This window comes from Aeromonas sp. FDAARGOS 1417, from assembly GCF_019046985.1.
GTDB lineage: Bacteria > Pseudomonadota > Gammaproteobacteria > Enterobacterales > Aeromonadaceae > Aeromonas > Aeromonas veronii.
The window spans coordinates 860424-883637 of the sequence record NZ_CP077221.1 but is presented as its reverse complement, the minus strand read 5'-3'; the positions used below and the strand labels follow the sequence as shown (position 1 = coordinate 883637).

General features: G+C 60.5%; 19 protein-coding genes, 7 tRNA genes and 1 pseudogene. 21 read left to right on the top strand and 6 right to left on the bottom strand.

The window, feature by feature from the left end; all coding sequences use genetic code 11:
* Positions 1–43: 43 nt before the first annotated feature.
* The 3 genes from I6L47_RS03935 to I6L47_RS03925 all read left to right on the top strand — a co-directional run bounded on the left by I6L47_RS03935 (position 44) and on the right by I6L47_RS03925 (position 3148).
* Complete coding sequence (locus tag I6L47_RS03935; RefSeq protein ID WP_005333476.1) at positions 44–1255, top strand: ROK family transcriptional regulator; 1212 nt, start codon at positions 44–46, stop codon at positions 1253–1255.
* Between the two features lie 174 nt (positions 1256–1429).
* Positions 1430–2185, top strand: a complete 756-nt coding sequence (locus I6L47_RS03930; protein ID WP_216948714.1) for a tRNA-uridine aminocarboxypropyltransferase — start codon at positions 1430–1432, stop codon at positions 2183–2185.
* A 186-nt stretch (positions 2186–2371) separates the two neighbouring features.
* Positions 2372–3148, top strand: a complete 777-nt coding sequence (locus I6L47_RS03925; RefSeq protein WP_005333472.1) for a TSUP family transporter — start codon at positions 2372–2374, stop codon at positions 3146–3148.
* 76 nt (positions 3149–3224) lie between these two features.
* Here the strand turns inward: I6L47_RS03925 and I6L47_RS03920 are convergent, their stop codons facing one another.
* Positions 3225–4091 (bottom strand): LysR family transcriptional regulator, encoded by an 867-nt coding sequence (locus I6L47_RS03920; RefSeq protein WP_216948713.1) that lies wholly within the window; start codon positions 4089–4091, stop codon positions 3225–3227.
* A 60-nt stretch (positions 4092–4151) separates the two neighbouring features.
* The gene (locus tag I6L47_RS03915; RefSeq protein ID WP_216948712.1) at positions 4152–5069 is read right to left on the bottom strand and encodes a DMT family transporter; all 918 of its coding nucleotides are present in this window, start codon (positions 5067–5069) and stop codon (positions 4152–4154) included.
* A 173-nt stretch (positions 5070–5242) separates the two neighbouring features.
* Between I6L47_RS03915 and I6L47_RS03910 the strand changes: the two genes are divergently transcribed.
* The 3 genes from I6L47_RS03910 to I6L47_RS03900 all read left to right on the top strand — a co-directional run bounded on the left by I6L47_RS03910 (position 5243) and on the right by I6L47_RS03900 (position 8939).
* A complete protein-coding gene (locus tag I6L47_RS03910) occupies positions 5243–6121 on the top strand; it encodes a helix-turn-helix domain-containing protein (RefSeq protein ID WP_216948711.1) in 879 nt (292 codons plus the stop codon).
* Between the two features lie 262 nt (positions 6122–6383).
* Positions 6384–8021, top strand: coding sequence for an ATP-dependent endonuclease (locus I6L47_RS03905; RefSeq protein ID WP_047439493.1), 1638 nt, complete (start codon positions 6384–6386; stop codon positions 8019–8021).
* 198 nt (positions 8022–8219) lie between these two features.
* Positions 8220–8939 (top strand): hypothetical protein, encoded by a 720-nt coding sequence (locus I6L47_RS03900; protein ID WP_216948710.1) that lies wholly within the window; start codon positions 8220–8222, stop codon positions 8937–8939.
* Positions 8940–9047: 108 nt separating this feature from the next.
* Here I6L47_RS03900 and glgX read toward each other — a convergent pair whose 3' ends face one another.
* Positions 9048–11111, bottom strand: a complete 2064-nt coding sequence (gene glgX, locus I6L47_RS03895; RefSeq protein ID WP_058058466.1) for a glycogen debranching protein GlgX — start codon at positions 11109–11111, stop codon at positions 9048–9050.
* Between the two features lie 196 nt (positions 11112–11307).
* Here glgX and I6L47_RS03890 point away from each other — a divergent pair.
* The 9 genes from I6L47_RS03890 (at position 11308) to yjjG (ending at position 14746) form a co-directional block, all read left to right on the top strand.
* Positions 11308–11384, top strand: a tRNA-Met gene (locus tag I6L47_RS03890).
* Positions 11385–11479: 95 nt separating this feature from the next.
* Positions 11480–11556 (top strand) — tRNA-Met (locus I6L47_RS03885).
* Between the two features lie 88 nt (positions 11557–11644).
* Positions 11645–11721: transfer RNA gene (locus tag I6L47_RS03880), tRNA-Met, on the top strand.
* 88 nt (positions 11722–11809) lie between these two features.
* Positions 11810–11886 (top strand) — tRNA-Met (locus I6L47_RS03875).
* Positions 11887–11974: 88 nt separating this feature from the next.
* Positions 11975–12051 (top strand) — tRNA-Met (locus tag I6L47_RS03870).
* A gap of 88 nt (positions 12052–12139) precedes the next feature.
* A tRNA-Met gene (locus tag I6L47_RS03865) sits at positions 12140–12216 on the top strand.
* An 87-nt stretch (positions 12217–12303) separates the two neighbouring features.
* Positions 12304–12380: transfer RNA gene (locus tag I6L47_RS03860), tRNA-Met, on the top strand.
* A gap of 171 nt (positions 12381–12551) precedes the next feature.
* Positions 12552–14051, top strand: a complete 1500-nt coding sequence (locus I6L47_RS03855) for a leucyl aminopeptidase family protein (RefSeq protein ID WP_216949314.1) — start codon at positions 12552–12554, stop codon at positions 14049–14051.
* Positions 14052–14065: 14 nt separating this feature from the next.
* On the top strand, positions 14066–14746 hold the full coding sequence (gene yjjG, locus I6L47_RS03850; protein ID WP_216948709.1) for a pyrimidine 5'-nucleotidase: 681 nt from the start codon (positions 14066–14068) through the stop codon (positions 14744–14746).
* Positions 14747–14863: 117 nt separating this feature from the next.
* Here the strand turns inward: yjjG and I6L47_RS03845 are convergent, their stop codons facing one another.
* The 3 genes from I6L47_RS03845 to dusC form a co-directional block, all read right to left on the bottom strand.
* Positions 14864–15583 carry an ABC transporter substrate-binding protein gene (locus tag I6L47_RS03845; protein WP_216948708.1) on the bottom strand — a complete coding sequence of 240 codons (720 nt, stop codon included), beginning with the start codon at positions 15581–15583 and terminating at the stop codon, positions 14864–14866.
* A gap of 160 nt (positions 15584–15743) precedes the next feature.
* Entirely contained in the window at positions 15744–16112 is a 369-nt protein-coding gene (locus tag I6L47_RS03840; protein WP_005333451.1) for a hypothetical protein, read from the bottom strand.
* Between the two features lie 97 nt (positions 16113–16209).
* Positions 16210–17154, bottom strand: coding sequence for a tRNA dihydrouridine(16) synthase DusC (gene dusC / locus I6L47_RS03835; RefSeq protein ID WP_005352409.1), 945 nt, complete (start codon positions 17152–17154; stop codon positions 16210–16212).
* A 123-nt stretch (positions 17155–17277) separates the two neighbouring features.
* Here dusC and I6L47_RS03830 point away from each other — a divergent pair, with 123 nt between their 5' ends.
* The 6 genes and pseudogenes from I6L47_RS03830 to I6L47_RS03805 all read left to right on the top strand — a co-directional run.
* Positions 17278–17655, top strand: coding sequence for a YbaN family protein (locus tag I6L47_RS03830; RefSeq protein WP_005352406.1), 378 nt, complete (start codon positions 17278–17280; stop codon positions 17653–17655).
* Positions 17656–17787: 132 nt separating this feature from the next.
* Entirely contained in the window at positions 17788–18333 is a 546-nt protein-coding gene (apt, locus tag I6L47_RS03825) for an adenine phosphoribosyltransferase (RefSeq protein WP_005352403.1), read from the top strand.
* A gap of 172 nt (positions 18334–18505) precedes the next feature.
* Positions 18506–21097, top strand: coding sequence for a DNA polymerase III subunit gamma/tau (gene dnaX / locus I6L47_RS03820; protein ID WP_216948707.1), 2592 nt, complete (start codon positions 18506–18508; stop codon positions 21095–21097).
* 114 nt (positions 21098–21211) lie between these two features.
* Entirely contained in the window at positions 21212–21541 is a 330-nt protein-coding gene (locus I6L47_RS03815; RefSeq protein WP_005333445.1) for a YbaB/EbfC family nucleoid-associated protein, read from the top strand.
* Positions 21542–21857: 316 nt separating this feature from the next.
* Positions 21858–22700, top strand: coding sequence for a deoxyribonuclease IV (gene nfo, locus I6L47_RS03810; RefSeq protein ID WP_216948706.1), 843 nt, complete (start codon positions 21858–21860; stop codon positions 22698–22700).
* Between the two features lie 165 nt (positions 22701–22865).
* Positions 22866–23047 (top strand): annotated as a pseudogene (locus I6L47_RS03805) (IS4 family transposase); the annotation flags it as partial.
* Between the last annotated feature and the right edge of the window lie 167 nt (positions 23048–23214).

Genomic DNA, 23214 nt, shown 5'->3' with positions numbered 1-23214 from the left:
GAAAATTGCCAGCCTCTTTTTTTCAGCCTTTGCCACATACCCTATGAATGAGATCGTGAAAGGTAGTATCGATTTGATCCGGCAGCTCAACTACGGCCTGGTCTATGCCAGCCTGGAAGAGCACAAGGAGCTGTCGCGCACCGATCTCTCCCGCCTGACCGGTCTCTCGCCAGCCAGTATCACCAAGATCACCAGGGAACTGCTCGATGGGGGTCTGGTGGTCACCTGTGGTGAAAGTTCAGTGGGGCGCGGCCGTCGTCAGACCTTGCTGCGCATCAACGAACGCCGCTTCCAGTTTCTCTCCATGCGTCTCGGCCGTGGCTACGTGGATATGGCGCTGTTTGACTTTTCCGGCCGTTCGCTGGCTCGCCAGCGCCACCTCTTTACCGAGGAGGAGCGCGCCGATCTGCTGGGCAGTCTGGTACACGCCATCAAGGTGTTTTTGCCGAGAAAGTCCCTCAGTCTGGCCTGTATCGCCCTCTGTCTGCCGGGTCAGGTAGAGCGCCACTCCGGCATGGTCAAGCACTTCCCCTTCTACGATCTGCGCAACTGGCCCCTTGGCCCGACTCTGCAACAGGCGTTCTCGGTACCTGTGCTGGTGAGCGGTGACGTGCGCACCTGGATCCAGGCCGAGCGGGAGTGGGGGGCTGCCAAGAATTGCGCCGATGCGGTGCTGGTGTTTGTCCACAACGACATCGGGGTCGGCATGGTGGTCAATGGCCAGCTTATCGAGAGCGAAAATGCGCTGCTCGGAGATCTCAGCCACCTGCAGCTCGAACCCTATGGCCAGCGCTGCTACTGCGGCGGCTTTGGCTGTGCCTGCACCCTGGTGACCAATCAGGCGCTGGAGGCGCAATACCGGGATCTGCGCGAGCGGATGCAGGAGCACGACTTGCCCGAGAGCGTCACCATCCGCGAGCTGTGCGAGCTGGCGCTGGCAGGCAACAGCCTTTGTCAGGATATTCTCCATCAAGCGGCGGGTCGTCTCTCCAAGGTACTCTCCAATCTCATCTGCCTGCTCAATCCGGGCAAGCTGCTGCTGGGGGGGGAAATCACCCGTGCCGATCGGTTGCTGTTCCCCATGCTGCACCAGTCGCTGGCCAGCCAGTTGCCCGCCGAATATCTTGTGCGGCTGCAGATTGAATCCACCCACTTCTACGAAGATCCCACCAAGCCCACTTCGGTGCAGGTGCACAAGGCACTGCGCGATGGCAGCCTGTTGCTGGAGCTGCTGCGCAGCTGTCAGGAGTCGTAAGGCAAGAGAGGTTGGCACTGCGTCTGGCGAAAGGGGCACGGATTGCTGTTCCGCCAGCGCGTAACTCGGTACAATCTTGCGCTTTTCCGGCTGCCCCCCTGTTATCGCGCCCTGTGGTGCCGTGACTTGCTGGCACCGCTGCCGTTCCTGTTTTGACTCCAGTTGTGAACCTAGATGAAGCCTGTACCTGATCACGCCGTCAACCGCCTGCGGGCCTGGCGCAAGAGTATCTCTACCCGACCGTTTCTTGCCCGTGGCGGCACCCTGGCCCGCTGTCCGGCCTGTCAGCTGCGCGAGGATTGGTGTGCCTGTGAGTGGCGCCCCGAGCTCAAAGCGGAGGCCGGTTTCTGCCTGCTGATGTATGACAGCGAGCCGATGAAGCCCTCCAACACCGGTCGCCTGATCGCCGATGTGTTGCCGGATACCACCTGGGCGTTTCTCTGGTCGCGCACCCAGCCCCATCCCGAGCTGCTGGCCCTGCTGGCCGATCCCGCCTGGCAGCCCTATGTAGTCTTTCCCGCTTGCGAGAAGGAGCCTGCCCGCCTGACCGGCGAGGTGACGCTGGCACCGGGGAAAAAAGCGCTCTTTATCCTGCTCGATGGCACCTGGCCGGAGGCGCGCAAGATGTTCAACAAGAGCCCCTATCTCGACGGTTTTCCGGTGCTCGCCATCAAACCCGATACGCTTTCTACCTACGGCATGCGGGTCGCCAACTGCGATGAGCACCTCTGCACCGCCGAAGTGGCGGCCTGCGTGCTGGAAGTGGCGGGAGAGCTCAAGGCGGGGCAGGCACTGCAGCACTGGTTCAATCTGTTCAGCAGCCGCTACATGGCCGGGCGGGTCAGCCGTTTCCCCGGTGCCGATGAGAAGCATCTCTGTGAGGCGCTGGCAGCCATCAAGGAAGCGAACGTCGCTTCAACGGCTTGCTAACAGGCCTTCTGAGGGTTGAGGCAACTCAAATTAATGAAAATCAGGAATTAATTGTCTGCCACTGTTTCGTTAGATTCATGGTCAGTGGCCCGCTAGGATAGCGAACAGCCTGTGCCCCCCCGCACAACGTCGCTTTGGTTAGCTCCGGTTGCTCCTTCGGGCAACCCACTCTCGTGAGGTCTATGGATGGAATTGGAACTGGTTACCCTGTTTGCCCTGTTCGGTGTAGCGCTTGTCGCCGGCTTTATCGATGCCATCGCCGGTGGCGGTGGCCTGCTGACGGTGCCAGCGTTGCTTGCCACCGGCATGCCCCCCGCGCTGGTGCTCGGCACCAACAAGCTGCAGAGCAGTTTTGGCTCCTTCTCTGCCACCTGGTTCTATGCTCGCAAGGGGCTGCTGGAGTGGGCCATGATCTGGCCTGCGGTGATCTGCACCTTTATCGGTGCGGCCATCGGCACGCTGGCGGTGCAGACCATAGACGCGGCCATTCTCGAGCGCCTGCTCCCTTTCCTGCTGATGGCTTTTGCCTGCTACTTCTACTTCTCGCCGCGGGTAAGCGATGCCGAGAGCTCCCGCCGTCTGACTCCCATGCTGTTTGCGCTGCTGGTGGGGGGCGGTGTCGGCTTTTATGACGGCTTCTTCGGGCCGGGCACAGGTTCGTTTTTTGCCATCGGTTTCGTGGCGCTGGCGGGCTTTGGCATGGCGCGCGCCACCGCCCATACCAAGCTGCTCAACTTCACCTCGAATATTGCCTCCCTGCTGTTTTTTGCGCTCGGTGGCAAGGTGGTGTGGAGTGTTGGTTTTTGCATGGCGCTGGGGCAGTTTATCGGCGCGCGCTTCGGCTCCAAGATGGTGCTGAAAAAAGGAGTGAAGCTGATCAAGCCGCTACTGGTGACCGTCTCCTTGCTGATGTCTGCCAAGCTGGTCTGGAGCCAGTATCCCGAGCTGTTTGCCTGGATCTGATGTGCGCCTTGCTTGCCGCATCGCAATTGTTAACGGGGCCCTTGGGCCCCGTTGTCATATCTGGTGTTTTACAGCGCTAGCGCGGTGTGACGCTGCGGTGGCGAAAGTGTTGGTGCAGGGCGCTCACCAGCCTGGAGATCCGCTCGCGCTTTAGGCTGTTTGGTCGGTAGACCAGATGAAGGGGGCGGCCCAGTCCGGGCAGTGGGCGGGCCATCTCCCCCTGTTCTCCCACCAGCCCCAGCAGGCCAGCGGGGAGCAGCACAGGGCCAATGCCTGCCTTGGCGAGTTCGATGAGCGCCAGATAGGAGTCGAGCTCCATGGCGGGCTCCAGCCCCAAATTAGCCAGCGGTTCGCGCAGGTAGCGGTTGGAGGGGTTCTCCAGATCCATGGTGAGGATCTTGCGCCTGCTTTCTGCGCTGGCTGGTGGCAGGCTCTGCTGCGTTTCGCCCACCAGATAAAAGGGCTCCTCAAGCAGCAGATCGGCGCCGAGGCCATGGCCGGGTGGGAGCCGACCGGCGCAGATGCCGAGCAGGGCATCACCGCTGCGCACCCGCGCCAGAATGACCGGGGTGTGGTGGGTAGAGAGGGCAAGGTGGGGATCGCGCTCCAGATAGTCGCGCATGAAGTGGGCGAGATAACCGGCCAGCAGGGTTTCGGAGCAGGCGATGGGGAGGGGGCTCTGATCCGCCAGATCCTGACTATCGGCCAGCACCCCCTTCATTTCGGCCAAGCTCGGGGCCACTCGTTCCAGCAGCTCCTTTGCCTGCTGGGTGAGGCGGATCTGGCGCCCCTCCGGCTCGATCAACTTCTTGCCAAGGCGCTGCTCCAGCTGGGCAATCCGCTTGCTCACCGCCGACTGGCTGATATAGAGGCGACTGGCCACCTTGGCCATGGTTCCTTCACTCGCCAGCAGGCTCAGCGTCTCCAGCCCTTCCAGTAACATCTCGCCCTCTTGTGTCGCCATCATGCCTATCGAATGGCGCTACCTTAGGGGCTGACTGGCTCAGGAGCAAGGGTCGTTTGCTGCCTTGGCCGGTCGAATGCGCCATTCACTTAAGGGCGGCGCGAAGATCACCAGATTGCCGATGAGGCTGATCACCACTCCGGCCACCGAGACCGGCTGCCAGACAAAGCCTTCATAGAAGGTGGAGAGGGTAAGCGCCACCAATGGAAAGAGCACGGTGGCGTAGGAGGCCTTGCTGGCACCGATGCGCCCCACCAGCGTCAGATAGGCGGTAAAGGCGATCACCGAGCCAAACAGGGCGAGGTAGACCATGGCCGCCAGATAGTGGCCATCGGTCGGCACCACCAGCTGTTGGCCTAGCAATATGACCCAGCCCAGCAACAGCACCACGCCGTAAACCATGCCCCATGGCACCAGTTGCAGTACGTGGTAGCCGTGGCGCTGGCCCCGGGCCGAGACCAGATTGCCCAGCGAAAAGCAGAGGGTGCCGCCGCAGGCGAGCAGCAGCCCCTTCCAGCCGTTTGCACCCAATTGCGCATCCGCCAGCACCGGCCAGAACAGTAACAGGGTGCCAAAGAGTCCCAGCAAGGAGCCTTGCAACCAGCGCAGGGTGGGGCGCTTGCTCTCGAACAGCCAGAGGTTGAGGCCGTTGAAGATGCTGGCACTGGCGAAGATCACTGCCGACATGCCGCTCGGGATATAACGGGTGGCGTGGTAGAAGCAGAGAAAGTTGGTGGAAAAGAGCAGGGCACCGAGCAGTGCTGCGTAACGCTGGCCGTGCCAGGGGAGGCGCGGAAAGCGGCCGCTGGCGGTGAGCAGTGCAAACAGCGCAACCGCTGCCAGCAGGAAGCGGTAGAGAACCGATACCTCGATGGGAATGGGGCCAAGTTGCCAGGCGATGGCAATCCAGGTGCTGCCCCAGATAAGCACGGTGGCAAGATAGAGCATCAGATTCATCACAGTTCCGGTGAGTCAGGGAGAGATGACCCACTATGGGGCGAGCCCTGATGGCAGGATTGCACCATCTTGCGGTTTTTCATCGCCCTGCGCTGTCATCTGCGGGCGCGGTCGGTAAGATGGATAGCAGCGAGATAACCCGTACACATAACCGGAACAGGTGGCAGGGGAGAATGAAAACAGCAGGGGTATTTGATGCACTGGTCAGCACCGGCGCCCGGCTGGAAGACGCCTGCTGGCTCGAACCCGGGCTTGGCGTCGCCAGTTGGCGCAACTGCTATGACCAGACCCGCTATCACAAGCCGGGCCACCACACCCTGAGCGTCTATCTGCAAGGAGGCGAGCAGACCGAGCGACTCGATGGGCCCGGTGGTCACGGTGGCACCGGCAAGGTGTGCATCATGCCGGATCACCACAGATCCGAGTGGTTGGTGCGCGAAGAGTTTCGCTTCTTTCATCTCTACTTCACCCCGGCTCACCTCACCCGTATCGCCGAGGAGGTGTGTGACAAGGAGGGGCGCCACCTGCAACTGGTGGACAAGACCTTTATCGACGATCCTCAGGCGGCCGGACTAGTGCAGCGCCAGTTGATGCAGCTTCAGTGGCAGCACGGGGTCGATCGGTTGGCACTCTCCCACGGCGCCTGGATGTTGATCCTCCACGCCTATCGCTACCACACCGAGGAGGCTCCCGGTCTGCCGCCTCTGCGCGGCGGGCTGGCGCCCGTGGTGATCAAACGGGTGCAGGAGTATCTGCAGGCCCATCTGGCCGATTCGGTCACGCTGGCAGAGCTGGCCCAGCAGGCGGGGCTGAGCGAGTATCACTTTGCCCGCATGTTCGGCCAGAGTCTCGGCTGCCCGCCCCACCGCTATCTGCTGGGGCTGCGGCTCAAACGGGCCAAGCAGCTGTTGGCTGGCCCCGAGCCGCTGGCCAGCATCGCCAGTCAGTGTGGCTTCTCTTCCCAGGCCCATTTCGGTAATCGTTTTCGCGAGGCGTTTGGTTTGACGCCGGGGCAGTGGCGGGCACAATTGTCATCTTCCCGTCACAGATAACCCTGAGACTTTGGGCAAAAGAGGTGTACTCTCTACCACTTATCCATTGAAAGGAATGCCCATTGAATTATCGCAAACGTCAAATCCGTACCCGTCATCTCTGGTTCAGCCACTGGAATGCCCCGCAAGATCGCACCGCTGTTGTGACCCCTCCCGAACCTGCAGTGCCTCACAGTTCACGTTGAAAAAGCCCCGCCTGCGATAGGATTTTTCCGGTAACTTTGCCACTATTGCCCCATCACAATGATGTGGACACGGCTGGATGTTTCTGGAACGTATTGAAGTCAAAGGTTTTCGCGGTATAAATCGCCTGTCGCTCGGGCTGGATCAGACCACTGTGCTGATCGGTGAGAATACCTGGGGTAAATCGAGCCTGCTGCGCGCCCTCTGGTGTCTGCTGGGGCAGGATGCCGAGCCCTATCAGTTCACCGCTGAGGATTTTCACCAACCGGAAGATCCCGAATTGGCCCCGGCGCGCCACCTGCAACTGGTGCTCACCTTCAGTGAGCACAGACCCCAGATGTGTCAGCACTCCCGTCGGCTGGCCCGTCTTTGCCCCTCCTGGGTGCTGCACAAGGACAAATTCCACCGCATTCACTATCGCGCCAGCGCCGAGATGCAGGCGGATGGCTCTGTGCTCACCATTCACGACTTTCTCGACGGGGTAGGCAAGAGCTTGCCCATCGCCAATACCCACGAGCTGGTCTGCATGCTCATCACCATGAACCCGGTGTTCCGGCTGCGGGACGCCCGTACCGCTCGCAACGGGGTGGAGACATTGCAGTGGGGAGATCTCTCCGAGCATCGCCTGAGCGAGCTGGCGGACAAGCTGATCGACGAACCCCAGCGGATCGGCGAACCGGAGCTCAAAGAGGCGTTGCAGGCGGTGCGCCAGCTGATGGATCACTACTTCAACGCCCTGGCCCCCATCAAGAACAAGCCACGCAGTCAGCGCGACATCATCAATCGCCCCATGACATTGCGCAATCCGGGCAACCTGCATACCCTGCTGCGCCGCGCCGATAACCGCGCGCTGCAGCTGGCGATGGCGGGGATGGCAGCTACTCTGCTGCAAGCGCGGGGCAACCGCGAACTGGAGGAGGGGGCCCGTCCCATCATGATCCTGGAGGATCCGGAGAGCCGGCTGCATCCGACCATGCTGGCGCTGGCGTGGGGGCTGCTGGAACAACTGCCGGGTCAGAAGCTGCTCACCACCAACTCGGGGGACTTGCTCTCCTCCCTGCCGCTCAATCAGGTGCGGCGGCTGGTGCGCCGTCAGCAGGATATCCTCTGTCATCAGCTGGGGGGCGAGCGTTACAGCAGCGACGATCTGCGCAAGATCGCCTTCCACGTGCGGATTAACCGCCCCATGTCGCTGTTTGCCCGTTGCTGGCTGCTGGTGGAGGGGGAGACCGAGATCTGGCTGCTCTCCGAGCTGGCGCAGATCTGCGGTTACAGTTTGCGGGCCGAGGGGGTGCGGATCATCGAGTTTGCCCAGTGCGGCCAGTCGCCGCTGATCAAGGTGGCGCGGGATTTTGGCATCGAGTGGCACCTGCTGACCGATGGCGACGAGGCGGGGCTCAAGTATGCCACCTCGGCCCGGGGCCAGCTCAAGGGAGAGCGGGAGCGGGACCGACTGACCCAGCTCCCTGCCGCCGACATCGAGCACTACCTCTATCACAACGGTTTTGAAGCTGTGTTTCGTCGCGAGGCCGGGGTGGGCGGGCGCGCCATGTGGAGCGCCAGTCACATCATCAACAAGGCGATCCATCACCGCAGCAAGCCGGGAATGGCGCTGGCGGTGGTGGAAGAGGCGGAGCGGCTCGGCGCCGAGCATATTCCGCCGGTGATCCGCCAGATGTTTGCCCGGGTGGTGGCGCTGGCCCGCGGTCAGGGCTAAAGCCAGCGCTGCATCCCGTCACTATGGATATGGCTGCCAGCAGGGCGCCCCTCAAGGTGGGCTGTGCTGGCGGCAAATTGCCCCGGATTGTTTGCCCACGATTGTTTGTCGCGATTGGGGATAGCCGCCGGTTTGGGTATACTCGCCCCTCTCTGGCGCCCCGGTGGCGCACCTCGAATCTTTACTGCTGGAGGCGTCGTGTTCGTCCAACTCCCTTTTTGGCTCTTTCCCCTCACCGGATTGATGGCGCTTGGCGCCCTGATCGCCCTCGGTATCGTGCTGTGGCGCGGTGATATCTGCCCTGGCCAGCGCGCGCGCATCACTCAGCAGCTCTTCTCCATCTGGGTCATTACCGCGCTCTCTCTGATGCTGGCGGTGGAAGCCAAGGCGGCCAGCTGGCTCATCTGGAGTGGTGGGGCCGCGCTGGTGCTCGGGGTTGGCTTGTCACTGGCCCAGTCACGGCTGGAGGGCAAGCGTTCAGTCCCCTCGACACAGCTCTGGCTACCGGCGTTGCCGCTCGCTCTCTATGGCATCGGGCTGCTGCAACTGCAGGGCTGGGTGAGCGGTCTGCTGCAGATGGCGATGCTGGGGGCGGCCTTTGCCCACCTGATGCTGCTGCGGGCTCGTCACCGCCTCAAGGCATTCAACACCCTGTTGCCGCTGGCCGGTCTGGTGGGGGCGATGGCCAGCCTTGTCTGGCTGGCAGTGCTGGTGGGCTGGCAAGGGGGTGAGGCCAATCTCGATGCCCTGATCCCGGCGGTGGTGACCCAAGCAGCGCTGCTGGTGGCCTCCCTGCTGCTCTGGTTCAGCCCGCTCTACTTGCAGCGTGATACCGCGCCAGTGGTGGTCTCCACCTCCCTGTGTGGCCTGCTGATCGCCCAGATCGCCGCTACCAGTGTGTTGCACCAGCTGATCTGACACTGGCGCTGAAAGGAGCAAGCCCCGAGCCAACACTCGGGGCTTTTGCATATCTGGCTTGCAGGTATCGCTACTATCAATTAACAGCAATCAATTAGCAGCTATCGATCAATAGAAATCGTCGGCCCCGCAGATAAAGAGGCAGCTGCTGCGCGGTTGGGCGAGATACTCCCGGGTCAATCCCTCCAGCGGCATGCCGAAGGTGCAGATATCTTGCGGCGAGGGGAGGGCGGTATCGAGGATCCGCCGCCAGTAGCCGCCGACCCCCTTTGGCGGGCTCGGCAGGTTGAAGGTGAGGGGCTCCCAGTAGGCGTTGAACAGCACATAGAGCGCCAGCTTGGTCTCGCTCGACAGGGCCGACATGGCGATGGCGTGGGAGTGGGGACTGAAATCCGGTTGCCCGGCGTTGACCCCGTGCCAGCAGATCTCGCTGTGGCGCAGGATCTCGGTGAGTGACAGCGGCATGCTCTCCTGCTCCGGGCGCTGGAACAGGTGTTTGCGGTATTGGATCAGCTCCTTCATAAAGCGGAACATCTCCTGACTGCGGGCATTGGGCAGCCAGTTCATCCAGCAGGTGGCATTGTCCTGGCAGTAGCCGTTGTTGTTGCCCCGCTGGGTGCGCAGCAGCTCATCCCCCATCAGCAGCATGGGGGAGCCCACCGAGAGCAGGGTCGCTACCATCATGTTTTTGGCCTGGCGCATCCGCAGGGCGTTGATCTGGGGATCTTCCGTTACCCCTTCATGGCCGTGGTTCCAGCTGAAGTTGTGATCGCAGCCGTCACGGTTCTCCTCCCCGTTGGCCTCGTTGTGTTTGCTGTTGTAACTGGCCCAGTCCCACAGGGTAAAACCGTCGTGGCAGGTAACGAAGTTGATGCTTTTCTCGGGATCGGCGTGGTGATAGTGGTAGATGTCGGGACTGCCGCACAGCCGCTCGACAAAGGCGGTGACGCTGTTGTCATCCCCGCGCAGGAAGCGGCGCACATCATCCCGGAACTGGCCGTTCCACTCACGCCAGCGGGCGCCGGCCAGTGACCCCACCTGATAGAGCCCCCCCGCGTCCCAGGCTTCGGCAATCAGCTTGATGTCGGCGATATTGGGGTCGGTATCTATGGTGCGCAAGGTTGGCGCATTGGCCTGCGGCTGACCCGATTCATCCCGCGACAGAATGGCGGCCAGATCAAACCGAAAGCCATCGACGTGCATCTCCTGACGCCAGAAGTGGAGGCTGTCCATGATCATCCGCAGCACCACCGGATGGGCGCCGTTGAAGGTGTTGCCGCAGCCCGAATAGTTGGTGTCCTTCTGGTTGTTGTCGAGGATGTAGTAGGCCTCGTTGTCGATGCCGCGAAACGAGAAGGTGGGGCCATCATCACCCCCTTCGGCGGTGTGGTTGTAAACCACGTCCAGGATCACCTCGATATTGGCCTTGTGCAGCGCCTTGACCATGTCGCGAAATTCGGTCAGCGGATCATCGCCGCAGGCGTATTGGGCGTGGGGGGCGAAAAAGGACATGGGGCTGTAACCCCAGTAGTTGGAGAGTCCTTTGGGCGCATCCTGAGGATCGAACTGGAACACCGGCAGCAGCTCGACGGCGGTGACACCGAGAGATTGCAGGTAGGGGATCTTCTCAATCAATCCGAGATAGGTGCCACGCAGCGCCGGATCGACTCCGGAGCTCGGGGACTTGGTAAAGCCCCCCAGATGCAATTCGTAGATCACCGAGCGGGAAAGGGAGTGAGCGGGCAGTTTGTCTCCTTCCCAGTCGTAGTGGCGAGTATCGACCACCTTGTTCTTGGCGCAACAAGCCAGATTGCTGCCTGGACGGGCCGCCGCCCATCGATCGTAATTGGCGCCAAGCTCGATGCTGCGGCCGTATGGGTCGAGCAACACCTTCTCGGCATCGAAGCGGGTGCCGCCATATGGGCGCCACGGGCCCTGAATGCGATAGGCGTAACGTTGCCCGACCGAGATCCCTTCCACATGGATATGCCAGTAGTAGGCGGTGCGGTTGAGGCGCGGGGAGAGGGGGATCACCTCGGGGGTCGCATCGTCTGCGCTTGCGAAGAGCAGCAGTTCGACCCGGCTGGCGAGGCGTGCCCAGATCGCGAAGTTGACGCCGTTACTGTCGGGTGTGGCCCCCAACTGACGGCAGTGACCGGCGGAGATGCGCATATTCTACCTACCCAAAATGAGGAGTGTTCACCTTATTGAGTGTAGTGCCGGATGCCTGGCAAGGACTCGATTGCCTGAAAAAACAGCATGATGCTGCTAATGACCGCACTATTTGTCCGATTAATCTACGAATAAACTTTTTTTGAGATATTTACTTGCAATCTGTGCGCTGGCGCCTATTATTGGCGACCTCAGACGCGGGGTGGAGCAGCCCGGTAGCTCGTCGGGCTCATAACCCGAAGGTCGTCAGTTCAAATCTGGCCCCCGCAACCATCTGAGATCCTGACCAGTCAAGCCGGTGTAACCGGTTGGTGGGAAAGGAGAAATCGAACTGGCTACTGCTCGGCCACTTCGAGAAAAAATTCGGACGCGGGGTGGAGCAGCTCGGTAGCTCGTCGGGCTCATAACCCGAAGGTCGTCGGTTCAAATCCGGCCCCCGCAACCAACTTTTTCGTCAGCTTGCGATTGTGTGAACAGTCGAAAGCAGACAAACGCCACCAAGCTACTGCTCGGCTTGAGGGTGACAATTCGGACGCGGGGTGGAGCAGCTCGGTAGCTCGTCGGGCTCATAACCCGAAGGTCGTCGGTTCAAATCCGGCCCCCGCAACCAACTTTTTCGTCAGCTTGCGATTGTGTAAACAGTCGAAAGCAGACAAACGCCACCAAGCTACTGCTCGGCTTGAGGGTGACAATTCGGACGCGGGGTGGAGCAGCTCGGTAGCTCGTCGGGCTCATAACCCGAAGGTCGTCGGTTCAAATCCGGCCCCCGCAACCAACTTTTTCGTCAGCTTGCGATTGTGTGAACAGTCGAAAGCAGACAAACGCCATCAAGCTACTGCTCGGCTTGAGGGTGACAATTCGGACGCGGGGTGGAGCAGCTCGGTAGCTCGTCGGGCTCATAACCCGAAGGTCGTCGGTTCAAATCCGGCCCCCGCAACCAACTTTTTCGTCAGCTTGCGATTGTGTAAACAGTCGAAAGCAGAGAAACACCACCAAGCTACTGCTCGGCTTGAGGGTGACAATTCGGACGCGGGGTGGAGCAGCTCGGTAGCTCGTCGGGCTCATAACCCGAAGGTCGTCGGTTCAAATCCGGCCCCCGCAACCAACTTTTCGTCAGCTTGCGATTGTGTAAACAGTCGAAAGCAGACAAACGCCACCAAGCTACTGCTCGGCTTGAGGGTGACAATTCGGACGCGGGGTGGAGCAGCTCGGTAGCTCGTCGGGCTCATAACCCGAAGGTCGTCGGTTCAAATCCGGCCCCCGCAACCAACTTTCTGAACGTTCCCTTCCTGTATCGCCAATCATTGAACAATCCTTCTTGATGCTCGTCACCATCTGGTGATTGCTGCTATTTCTGACGCTTTTTCAAGACCAAAACTGGTCGTATCAACCATTTGTTGGGTATCATCAGGTATCTCTTCATGGATGAGGCACGCGCCTGTGATCACTCCCTTCACCTATCTTCCTCCTGCTATTGAAAGCCGGGATGCCACGCTGGCCGAAGCCCTTGCCCAAGGGCTGCCGTTGCAACTGCTGCTGATCGCCGAAGAGCAGAAGGAGTCCTTGCTTTCGCTGCCCGCCCTTGCGGGTCTCCAGACCCAGCTTGCGCTGGGGAAAAAAGCGCCCTTTACCCTGATGCATGGCAATACCCTGTTGCAGGTGATGTTTGTGGCCAGCAGTGTGACGCGGGATCACCGCCTCTATAAACAGATCAGAGGCTGGATTGCTCCTCTTTCTGGGCTTAATGTGGAGCGCCTCGGGCTGCATCTGGAAGGTTTTTCTCCCTCCGAGCGAGTGATACTGGCCGAAGTGATGTTGTCGGCCCTGCTTGCCGCCAATATTTCGTTGCCCACCAGCAAGCGCCGCAGTGAAAGCAGCTGGAGCTACCAGCAGATCAAGGTTTCACCCGCGGTGGTGCTGGACTTGGCGCGCCTCTACAGCGAAGCGGGGGGCAACGGACTGGCTCGCCATCTGGCGGTGTTGCCTGCCTCCGAGCTGACGGCCGCCAGCTATCGCGAGTTTGTCAGCAAGCTGGCGCAAGATGAGGGGTGGCAGTGCCATCACTATGATCAGGCGCAGCTAGCCGAGCTGGGGGCGGGGGCGTTTCTGGCTGTTGCTCGTGGCTCGGAAGACAATCAGGGAGCCATGGTCAAGCTCAGCTACTATCCACCCAAACCGGTGCGTCGCATTGCGTTGGTGGGCAAGGGGATCTGCCACGACTCTGGCGGTTACAACCTCAAGGTCTCCGGCAGCATGTATGGCATGCATCTGGACATGGGGGGCAGTGCAGTGGCGCTCGGCACCCTCTACGCCATAAGTCGAGCCCAGTTGCCTTACGAGGTGCACTGCTGGCTGGCCATTGCCGAGAACCATATCGGCCCTCATGCCTATCGTCCCGGCGAGGTGGTGACTGCCATCAATGGCACCTCCATCGAGGTGGTCGATACCGATGCCGAAGGGCGAATGGTATTGGCCGACACCCTGGCGATGGCGGTGCAGGATACCCCAGATCTGCTGCTCGATTACGCGACCCTGACCGGGGCCTGCAAACGGGCGCTGGGTAGCCGCTACAGCGGCGTCTTTACCAATCGCAGCGAATGGATGGCATCGCTGGTCAATCTGGGTCAGCGCAGCGGTGAGCGGATCTGGCCCTTCCCGCTTGATGACGATTACGACGACAATATCGAGAGCGAGTGGGCCGATCTGTTGCAGTGTGCGCCGGGCAGTTCGCCGGATCACATTGATGCGGCCCGTTTCCTCGCCCACTTCGTGCCCGAGCAGACCCCCTGGCTGCACTTCGACCTGAGCGGTTTTCGCAACAAGGGGGGCAATGGGGTGGTCTCCAGCGAAGTGACCGGCTTTGGCGTGCGCCTCACGCTGGATCTGCTGGCCAGCCCGCTTGGCAGAGTTGGTCGCCAAGCCTCTGAACAATCTGAATGATAACAAGGATTTCTGTGAAACAACCAAGCTATGACTGGGTGCTGTTCGATTTGGATGAAACCCTGCTCGATTTTCCGGTCGCCTCTGCGCTGACGCACACCCTGCAGATCTATGGTGTACAGGCTGATGACGCCAGCATGGCGCAGTACCACGCCCTCAACCACGGGCTCTGGCAGCAGTACAACGATGGCGAGATCGATGCAACGGCGTTGCAGCAGACCCGCTTCTCCCTCTTTGCCCAGCAGGTTGCCGCCGATCCCATGGCGATGAACAACACCTTTCTGCAGCAAATCATTTCCCTTAGCATGCCTCTCGAAGGGGTGGTCGAGACCCTGCAGCAGCTGCGCAGCAAGGTGCGGATGGGGATTATCACCAATGGTTTCAGCGTGCCTCAGCGGGGACGGCTCGGCAAACTGGGCTGGAGCGAGTGGTTCGAGCCGCTGGTGATCTCCGACGAGATCCGGGTGACCAAGCCGGCGCCAGCTATTTTCCAGCACACCCTCTCCCTGATGGGGCAGCCGGATCCTGCGCGGGTGCTGATGGTGGGGGATAATCCGAAAACCGATATTGCCGGGGCGGCGGCGCAGGGGCTGGCAACCTGCTGGTACAACCCGGCGCGGCAAACGGGCGAGTGCGATGCCACCCACGAAATCCACCACTTCGCCCACCTTGCCGACATTGTGCTGGGACGCTGATAGCCAGGTTTAACCCATCACGTTATCGGTGACCAAAATGTCCTGGCAAGTTGCAACCAGGGTTGTTTGAGACAGGATTGGGTTTGCTTGAGACAGTAAGGGGAGCTGATGCTCCCCTTACTTATGAGTGTTTTCCTGTGAATGCAGGGATCTGAACTGATAGCGATCGAGGATCTGCTGATAGTCGGGACTCTGTTTCAATTGATCGATAGCCTGATTGATCCGCTGCAGTTGCGCCTCAGTAGTGCTCTCTTTGCTCAGCATCAGGTGAACCGGCGTGACTTCGATACGCAGCAGGGTATGCAGCTGATCCTGCGCTTCATCCTTACCCTGCCACCCCTGCAGTCCGTGGGGATCCAGAATAAACCCCTGGATCCGTCCCCCTTGCAACATCTTCAGCAGCTGATCCAGCCGCAGGCGCATCTGCAAGCGAGGCTGCAGCTCGTGCCTTGCCATCAACTGGCGGAAGGTATTGCCGTAATCAAAGCCCTTGAGCACCCCGATATGGAAGTCGGGGGTGTTGATCAACTGCTCGAGGGTAGTGATCCCGCGCCAGCGTTCGACATCTTGCCGACGGATGATGATGGCCGTCTCCTCTTCCCGATAGGGGTGGCTGAAGCGGGCATATTGCTGCCGCTCGGCGGTGATATTGGCTGACATGGTCAGCTGAACCGTGCCGAATTTCAGCTCGTGCAGCACGCGAGCCCAGGGCATTTCATTGAATTTGGCCTGATAACCGGCCCGCAGGAAGATGGCATTGAGTAGCTCCACATCCAGTCCGCGGAGCTGTTGCTGTTCATTGCGATAACTGAAGGGCTGCCAGTCGACCCAGCCCACGACCAATGACTCCTGTGCCGTAGCCTGGCAACACAAACACCATAACAACAAGAGTCTGTACACAACGCATACCCTCGAACAGGCTGATACGGTGAGTATTGGACAGGAACGACGGAGTAACCAGTGCTGAGGGTTGAGCGGATGCACAGATGTGCATCCCTCACAGTTCGTGGGCGTGGAATCCCTTGCGATAGCGGGTTTCACAGCGCGGGCAGCGTTGCAGGGTCGGATCCTGTTCCAGCTGTTCGATGGAAAGCGGCTCTTCACAATCGGAGCAGAGGCCATAGAGGCCGAGATCCATCTGGCAGAGTGCCGCATCGATCCGCTTGAGGCGGGCCACGCTCTGCTCTACTTTCGGCAGATCCAGCCGGCTGGTCAGTTCCACCAGTTGATCCTGCTCGCAGTGACCGACCTGTTCGGCCCATTCGTCACGGCGGCAGGCTTTAAGCTGACCGATCAGCGTTTCTCTTACTTGGGCCCAGTCTGACAGCAGGCGATTACGCCAGACAGTCAACTGTGCTTGCGTCATTTCACACACATTATCCCCCACAGGACAGACGACAGATTCGGGGCAGTATAGGGATCCGATAACTTTATCAAGATGATATGCGTCAAGTTAAACGTGGTTAGCTGTGGCTTTTGGCTGCTTGCAGCAGTGCATCGCGGATCGGATCCGTCTCTTTGAGCACCCGGATCTCCTGAAACAGCAGGTCCGCTTCGGGATATTCCCGCTTGAGATAGCTGAACCACTGTTTGATGCGGCTGGGGTAGTAGTCGGCTTTTTCGCTGGCCAGATCCTGCTCGGTATAGCTCACCATCAACTGCAGCACCTCGGCCCAGCTCATGTGCGGGCAGCCGGTTTTCATCACGTTGGCCAGATTGGGCAGGGAGATGGCGCCGCGCCCGACCATCAGGGCATCGCAACCCGAGACCCTGGCGCAGGCGAGGGCATCTTTGTGATCCCAAATCTCGCCGTTGGCGGTGACGGGGATGGGCAGGGCGCGGCGAATGGCATCCACATACTCCCAGTGGGCGGGTGCCTTGTAGCCTTCGCGCTTGGTGCGGGCATGAACGGCCAGCTCGTTGGCGCCCCCCTGGAAGACCGCCTGAGCGTTCTCCAGATAGAGATCCTTGTCGTCGTAACCGAGGCGAATTTTGGCGCTCACCGGCAGATGGGCAGGCACCGCCTCGCGCACCGCCTTGACGATGCGGTAGATGGTCTCGGGCTCTTTGAGCAGCACCGCACCGCCCTTGCTCTTGTTGACCGTAGGGGCGGGACAGCCGAAGTTGAGATCGACGCCGGGGGAGCCCAGCTCGATGGCGCGCAGGGCGTTCTCGGCCAGCCACTCGGGGTGTTGCCCCAGCAGTTGTACCCGCACCGGGGTGCCTGCGCGGGTTTTACCATCTTGCAGCAGTTCAGGGCAGAGGCGGTAGAACACCTTGGCGGGCAGCAGCTGATCGACGACCCGGATAAACTCGCTCACGCAGAGATCGTAATCATTGACGGAGGTGAGAACCTCCCGCATCAGGTGATCCAGTACCCCCTGCATGGGGGCCAAAATAACGCGCATAACGGCTTTCCGACGAGAGTGGCAAGAAAAAAGAGCGCAGATTGTAGTGGGGTTGCGGCCCGCTGTCAGCACCCGCTCAAACTCTGTTAGGCTAGAGGGAGATAAATCACGCAAGGAGAAGGAATGAAGCGTTGGTGTCTGATGGCGCTCGGGTGGCTGGCATTTGCCACCGGTATTGTGGGCATTGTGCTGCCCCTGTTGCCGACTACCCCCTTCATGTTGCTGGCCGCAGCCCTGTTTGCCCGCTCGTCGCCCCGTTTTCATCGCTGGTTGCTGACCCATCCCTGGTTTGGCCCGCCCATCGTGGATTGGCAGCAGTATCGCGGTATTCGTCGTCAGGCCAGACGGCGCGCCATTATCTTCATTTTGCTCACTTTCTCGGTGTCGCTGGCGGTGGTGCCACTGCTGTGGGTCAAGGGGCTGCTGGTTGTCATAATGGTGATCCTGCTCACCTGGTTAATGCGCCTGCCGGTGCTGGAGCCAGTTGCAATGGTGAAGTGAAGTCCCTAAGCTATTGCAGCAATAATGCTATGGAGTCGGCCTGTCATTTTTGCGTGACAGGCTTTTTTATTTCCCGCAGAAGGGAATTGAGAAAAAATGGCCACCCCTGGGTCAAAAATAAGCGGTCAACACATGAATCCGGAAACCCTGAAATTTATCGAAGCAAGCATCAAGACCATTCCCGACTATCCGAAGCCGGGCATTCTGTTTCGTGACATCACCAGCCTGATCGAGAACGCTGAGGCCTTCAAGGCCACCATCGATCTGCTGGCCAATCATTATCGTGATCAAGGGATCACCAAGATTGTTGGCACCGAAGCCCGCGGCTTCATCTTTGGCGCGCCGGTTGCCTATGCCATGGGGCTGGGCTTCGTGCCGGTTCGCAAGCCGGGCAAGCTGCCGCGCGAAGTGATCGAGGAGTCCTATGCCCTCGAGTACGGCACTGACACCCTGCAACTGCACACCGATGCCATCGTGCCCGGTGACAAAGTGCTGGTCGTGGACGATCTGCTGGCGACCGGTGGTACCGTCGATGCGACCGTCAAGCTGATCCGCCGCGCAGGTGGTGAAGTGGCCGATGCGGCCTTCATCATCTCCCTGCCGTCTCTGGGTGGCGATGCCCGCCTGACTGCCGCTGGCATCAAGGTGGTCTCACTGGTCGAGCTGGCCGGCGAGTAATACCTCTTCGGCCCGATCCTCTGCATCGGGCCTGCATTGAACCGGTGCCCGTGCGGGCATCGGTTTGAAAATCAAGCGATCCCTCCCGCTCTGACCGATAGCCGATACAGCCAGCCCGCCATTTGTGTTAGCATCCGGCCTCAATGCCCTGTCTTCCCTGCATGATGGATTTATGAGCTATCAGGTTCTGGCGCGTAAATGGCGCCCCCATACGTTTGAACAAGTGGTAGGCCAGCAACATGTGCTGACCGCCTTGACCAACGCCCTGGATCAGGGACGGCTGCATCACGCCTATCTGCTGAGCGGTACCCGTGGGGTCGGCAAGACCACCATCGCCCGTATTCTGGCCAAGAGCCTCAACTGCGAGCAGGGAATCAGCAGCCACCCATGCGGTGTCTGCGATACCTGCCGCGAGATCGATAAGGGCAACTTTGTCGACCTGCTAGAGATTGACGCGGCATCCCGCACCAAGGTGGAAGATACCCGCGAGCTGCTCGACAACGTGCAGTACCGCCCGGCCCGTGGCCGCTTCAAGGTCTACCTTATCGATGAAGTGCACATGTTGTCGCGCCACAGCTTCAACGCGCTGCTGAAAACCCTGGAAGAGCCGCCCCCCTATGTGAAGTTTCTGCTGGCCACCACGGATCCGCAGAAGTTGCCCATTACCATTCTCTCGCGCTGCCTGCAGTTTCATCTGAAGAGTCTGGATCAGACCCAGATTGCCAAGCAGCTCGAATGGGTGCTGGATCAGGAGGGGCAGCCGTTTGAGCCGCGCGCCCTGCTGGCACTGGCCAAAGCCGCCGACGGCAGTATGCGCGATGCCCTGAGCCTGACCGATCAGGCGCTGGCCCACGGTAACGGCAGCGTGCGCCTCGACAGCGTGCTGGCGATGCTGGGCACGCTCGATCACCGCCATCTGCACCAGCTGCTGGAAGCCATTTTGCGGCAAGATGCTCCCGCGACCATGGCCAAGATCACTGAGATCGCCACCCTGGGCCCCGATTTTGATCAGCTCCACGCCGAGCTGGAAGGCTTGCTCCATCGCATCGCCATGGCGCAGCTGCTGCCTGCCAGCGTACAGGAACAGGGGGCGGATGCTGATTCCCTGCTGCAACTGGCCAAGGCGATGAGCCCGGAAGAGGTGCAGCTCTGCTACCAGATCGTGCTGGGTGGCCGTAAAGATCTGCCCTGGGCCCCCGATGGCCGCACTGCGCTGGAGATGACCTGCCTGCGGATGCTCGCCTTCTCCCCAAGGCGCGATGCCCTGCATCCGGCCAGCCTCACCGCGCTGCCCCCGTCAATGACGAGCAGTGCGGCGAGCTGCGCTACTTCGGTTGCCTCTTTGCCGGGAAAGCGCCCGGCCGCTGAATCGGCCGCAGTGGCACCGATCAGCGGCGCCGTGCCTGCACCGCTAGCCAGCCCTGTTGCTACCTGTGCAGTGCCCGCGGTTGATGTCTCCCTGCCTGCGATGACGGATGACATCGGCAACCCCGCCGACAGCGAGGAGGAGGCGCAAGCCGCCGAGCTGTTCAGCCAGCAGGATGAGCTGCTGCGTGAAGCTGCGGGCATGGGGTATCAACCCGAGCCCGCGTTACCCCATGTGCAGCCCGATGTGTCTGCGCACTCGGCTGCACAGCCCGCAGATGCTGATGAGCGAGAGTCTGCCGCAGCCGATACCGACTATTCCCGTGGCGAGCCGCTGACCGCCCCCTTCGAGCCTACGCTCGAGCCGACAACCGCGCTGGTTACCGCTCCTGAAGCTGTTTCAGCGGTATCGAGCATGCAGAGTCTGCTTGGCAAGCGAAACATGCTGCGCAGCCGCCAGCGTGGTCAAGATGCCCCGGCGGCGCCCGCGCCGCGCGCGGTGCCGGTTGCGCCAGCTCGTCCTGTCGCGCCCGCTGCTGCTCCGGCCGTCACCCAACAGCCAGTCTCTGTCAGCCAACCGGCCGGGCAGGGGATGGCGACGATGGGACACTATGATGATCTGCCACCGGTGGATCTCTATGGCGACGGTTACGAGCCGCAGGTTGATAACGGCGATTACGAGGAGTACCTCAATCAGGGCTTTGCCGAGCAGACTCAGGTGATGAGCCACGCCCCTGTCACGGCACCGGCCCAGCCAACCGATCTGCCACCTTGGGATCTCGACGGGCAGCCGAGCTATCGACCCGGTGAACGCAGTGCTGCGGCGCCTGCGGTGACGCTCGCCCCTGCGACCCAGCCGCCCGTTGCAAGCACGGCAGTGGCTGCTGCCCCTGTGACGCAGGATGAACCCCCTCAGCCAGTGATGGAGACCATCGACTGGGATGAGCTCGAAAGCAACAGCGAGCCGCAAGAGGGGGAGGCGACTCGCCTTATCCCCTCCTCGCTACTCAATGGTTGCGGCGATGCTTGGGCCGAGTTGATCGCCCACACTCAGGTGGGAGGGCGGCTGCGCCAGTTGGCCATCAACTCGGTGATGACGCGGGAAGGGGACAAGGTACTGCTAACTCTCAAGCCCGAGCAGCGCCATCTGGTGAGCGACAAGGCGCGCGCCGATCTGGCCGAGATCATTGGACCAGCGCTGGGTCAACCGGTGCAGGTCGAGGTGACGCTCGGTGTGGTGCCTGACCAGGAGACCCCCCTCGAGATCGAGCATCGCCTTTATCTCGGGGTGCGCGAGCAAGTGACCCGGGATCTGGAGCAGGATCCCAACGTACAGTTTTTAGTTCAGCGGTTTGGTGCCGTGCTCCATCACGAGAGCATCGAGCCCCTCAACCGCTAAATTCCGTGGCCGGGAGCTCGCTTCCGGTTGAAAAGCAGTTTGGCTGTCCCCATCTAGGACAGACAAGCCCACAGCCCGGCGCTGGATGCCGGATTTCAAGACGAGAGACGACATATGTTTGGTAAAGGTGGAATGGGGAACCTGATGAAACAGGCCCAACAGATGCAAGAGCGTATGCAGAAGGCGCAGGAGCAGCTGGCTCAGATGGAAGTGACCGGTGAAGCCGGTGCAGGCATGGTCAAGGTCACCATGACCGGTAGCCACAGCGTCCGTCGTATCGAGATCGACCCCTCCCTGATGGAAGATGACAAGGAGTTGCTGGAAGATCTGGTTGCCGCCGCTTGCAACGATGCCGTGCGTCGTGTGGAAGAGCAGAACAAGGCCAAGATGGGCGAACTGACCGGTGGCATGCAACTACCGCCAGGCTTCAAGATGCCCTTCTAAGACGACTCTCCCCGCGCATTCTTGCTCCCTTGTCGCTGGCCATTCGGGCCACGGCAAGGGGGACGGCCGAGAGACCCAAAGACGCAGCGTTATTGCTCAGGCGATACGTTGCGTTTTTTATGGGCGCCATGCTGGCGTGGGCGGGCTCTAACTATCCCTTCTGGGGAGAGGTTGCCACAGCGAAGGCCGATTACGCCATGAAACGCAGCGCCTTGTATAGGCGGCACTATTTGTCGATACCCGCTATCGGATATCCCGGTTTGGCGTGGCCGGGCGGGATCGGCATAATGGCGGCTTGCCGTATCGAGGAGATTGTATGAAATATATCGGAGCCCACGTCAGTGCGGCCGGCGGGGTGGAGAATACCATCGCCCGCGCCCAGGCCATCGGGGCCAACGCGTTTGCCCTCTTTACCAAGAATCAACGTCAGTGGCAGGCGGCCCCCTTGTCGGATGCCACCATCCGTGCCTTCAAGGCGGCTTGTGACAAGGCCGGTTTTCTGCCGGAGCAGATCCTGCCCCACGACAGCTATCTCATCAATCTGGGCCACCCGGATCCCGATGGTCTGGCCAAATCCCGCGATGCGTTTCTCGACGAGATGAAACGCTGCGAGCAGCTGGGGCTTTGCTATCTGAACTTCCACCCCGGTAGCCATCTCAAGCAGATCCCTGAGGCGGCCAGCCTCAAGTTGGTGAGCGAGTCGATCAACTGGGCGCTGGAGCGCAGTGCAGGGGTGACGGCGGTGATCGAGAATACCGCCGGGCAGGGGACCAACCTCGGCTGGTCGTTCGAGCACCTTGCCACCATCATCGAAGGGGTGGAGGACAAGAGCCGTGTCGGGATCTGTTTCGATACCTGCCACGCCTTTGCCGCCGGCTACGATCTGCGCACCGCAGAGAGTTGCGCTGCCGTCTTTGCCGAGTTCGACCGTACGGTGGGTTTTCACTATCTCAAGGGGATGCATATCAACGGCGCCAAGTGCACCTTCGGCAGCCGGGTCGATCGCCACCACAGCTTGCGGGAGGGCAATCTGGGAGAGGCGGTATTCCACCACATCATGAATGATGATCGCTTCGATCGCATTCCGCTGATCCTCGAGACCATAGACGAGTCCATCTGGGGCGAGGAGATCAGCTGGTTGCGCAGTCTGGTGAAGTGATAGTCAGCGAGCTGTGATAGTAAAACCAAACAACTGCCACACCCAGAATCCCTATCATGGCTTCATGTTCCGGATCTTTAGCGGCAACCAATTGAAATAGATGTAAAAAAGGCTTCGATGGTGATCTGATTTTATCGCTAAACACAATCAACACACGCGAAGCCTATGACCATTATCAATGCTAATCACTATCTGGAGCAATGCCCGGCTCCCGCCCGCTGTACTCGAGCTCATTGCTCGGCTCTGCAAGCTTTGTCTGCGTTACCTCTGCACTGCTGCGGGCCATGAGGGGCTGTTTACATCGTCATTTCAATGCCTTGCAACTGGTGAACGCGCATCAGGTTTCCTAAAAACTGTTTCACAATCAACTGCACTGGTTTGCTCCCTTCTCCCCTTGCGGGAGAAGGGTTGGGGATGAGGGGGCGGTAATCGGGGTTAACGGAAAAGAAGAGGGAGGCCAATGCCTCCCTCTCTATTTGCTGAGGTTTTCAATGCCATCAAGAGGCCATCAACC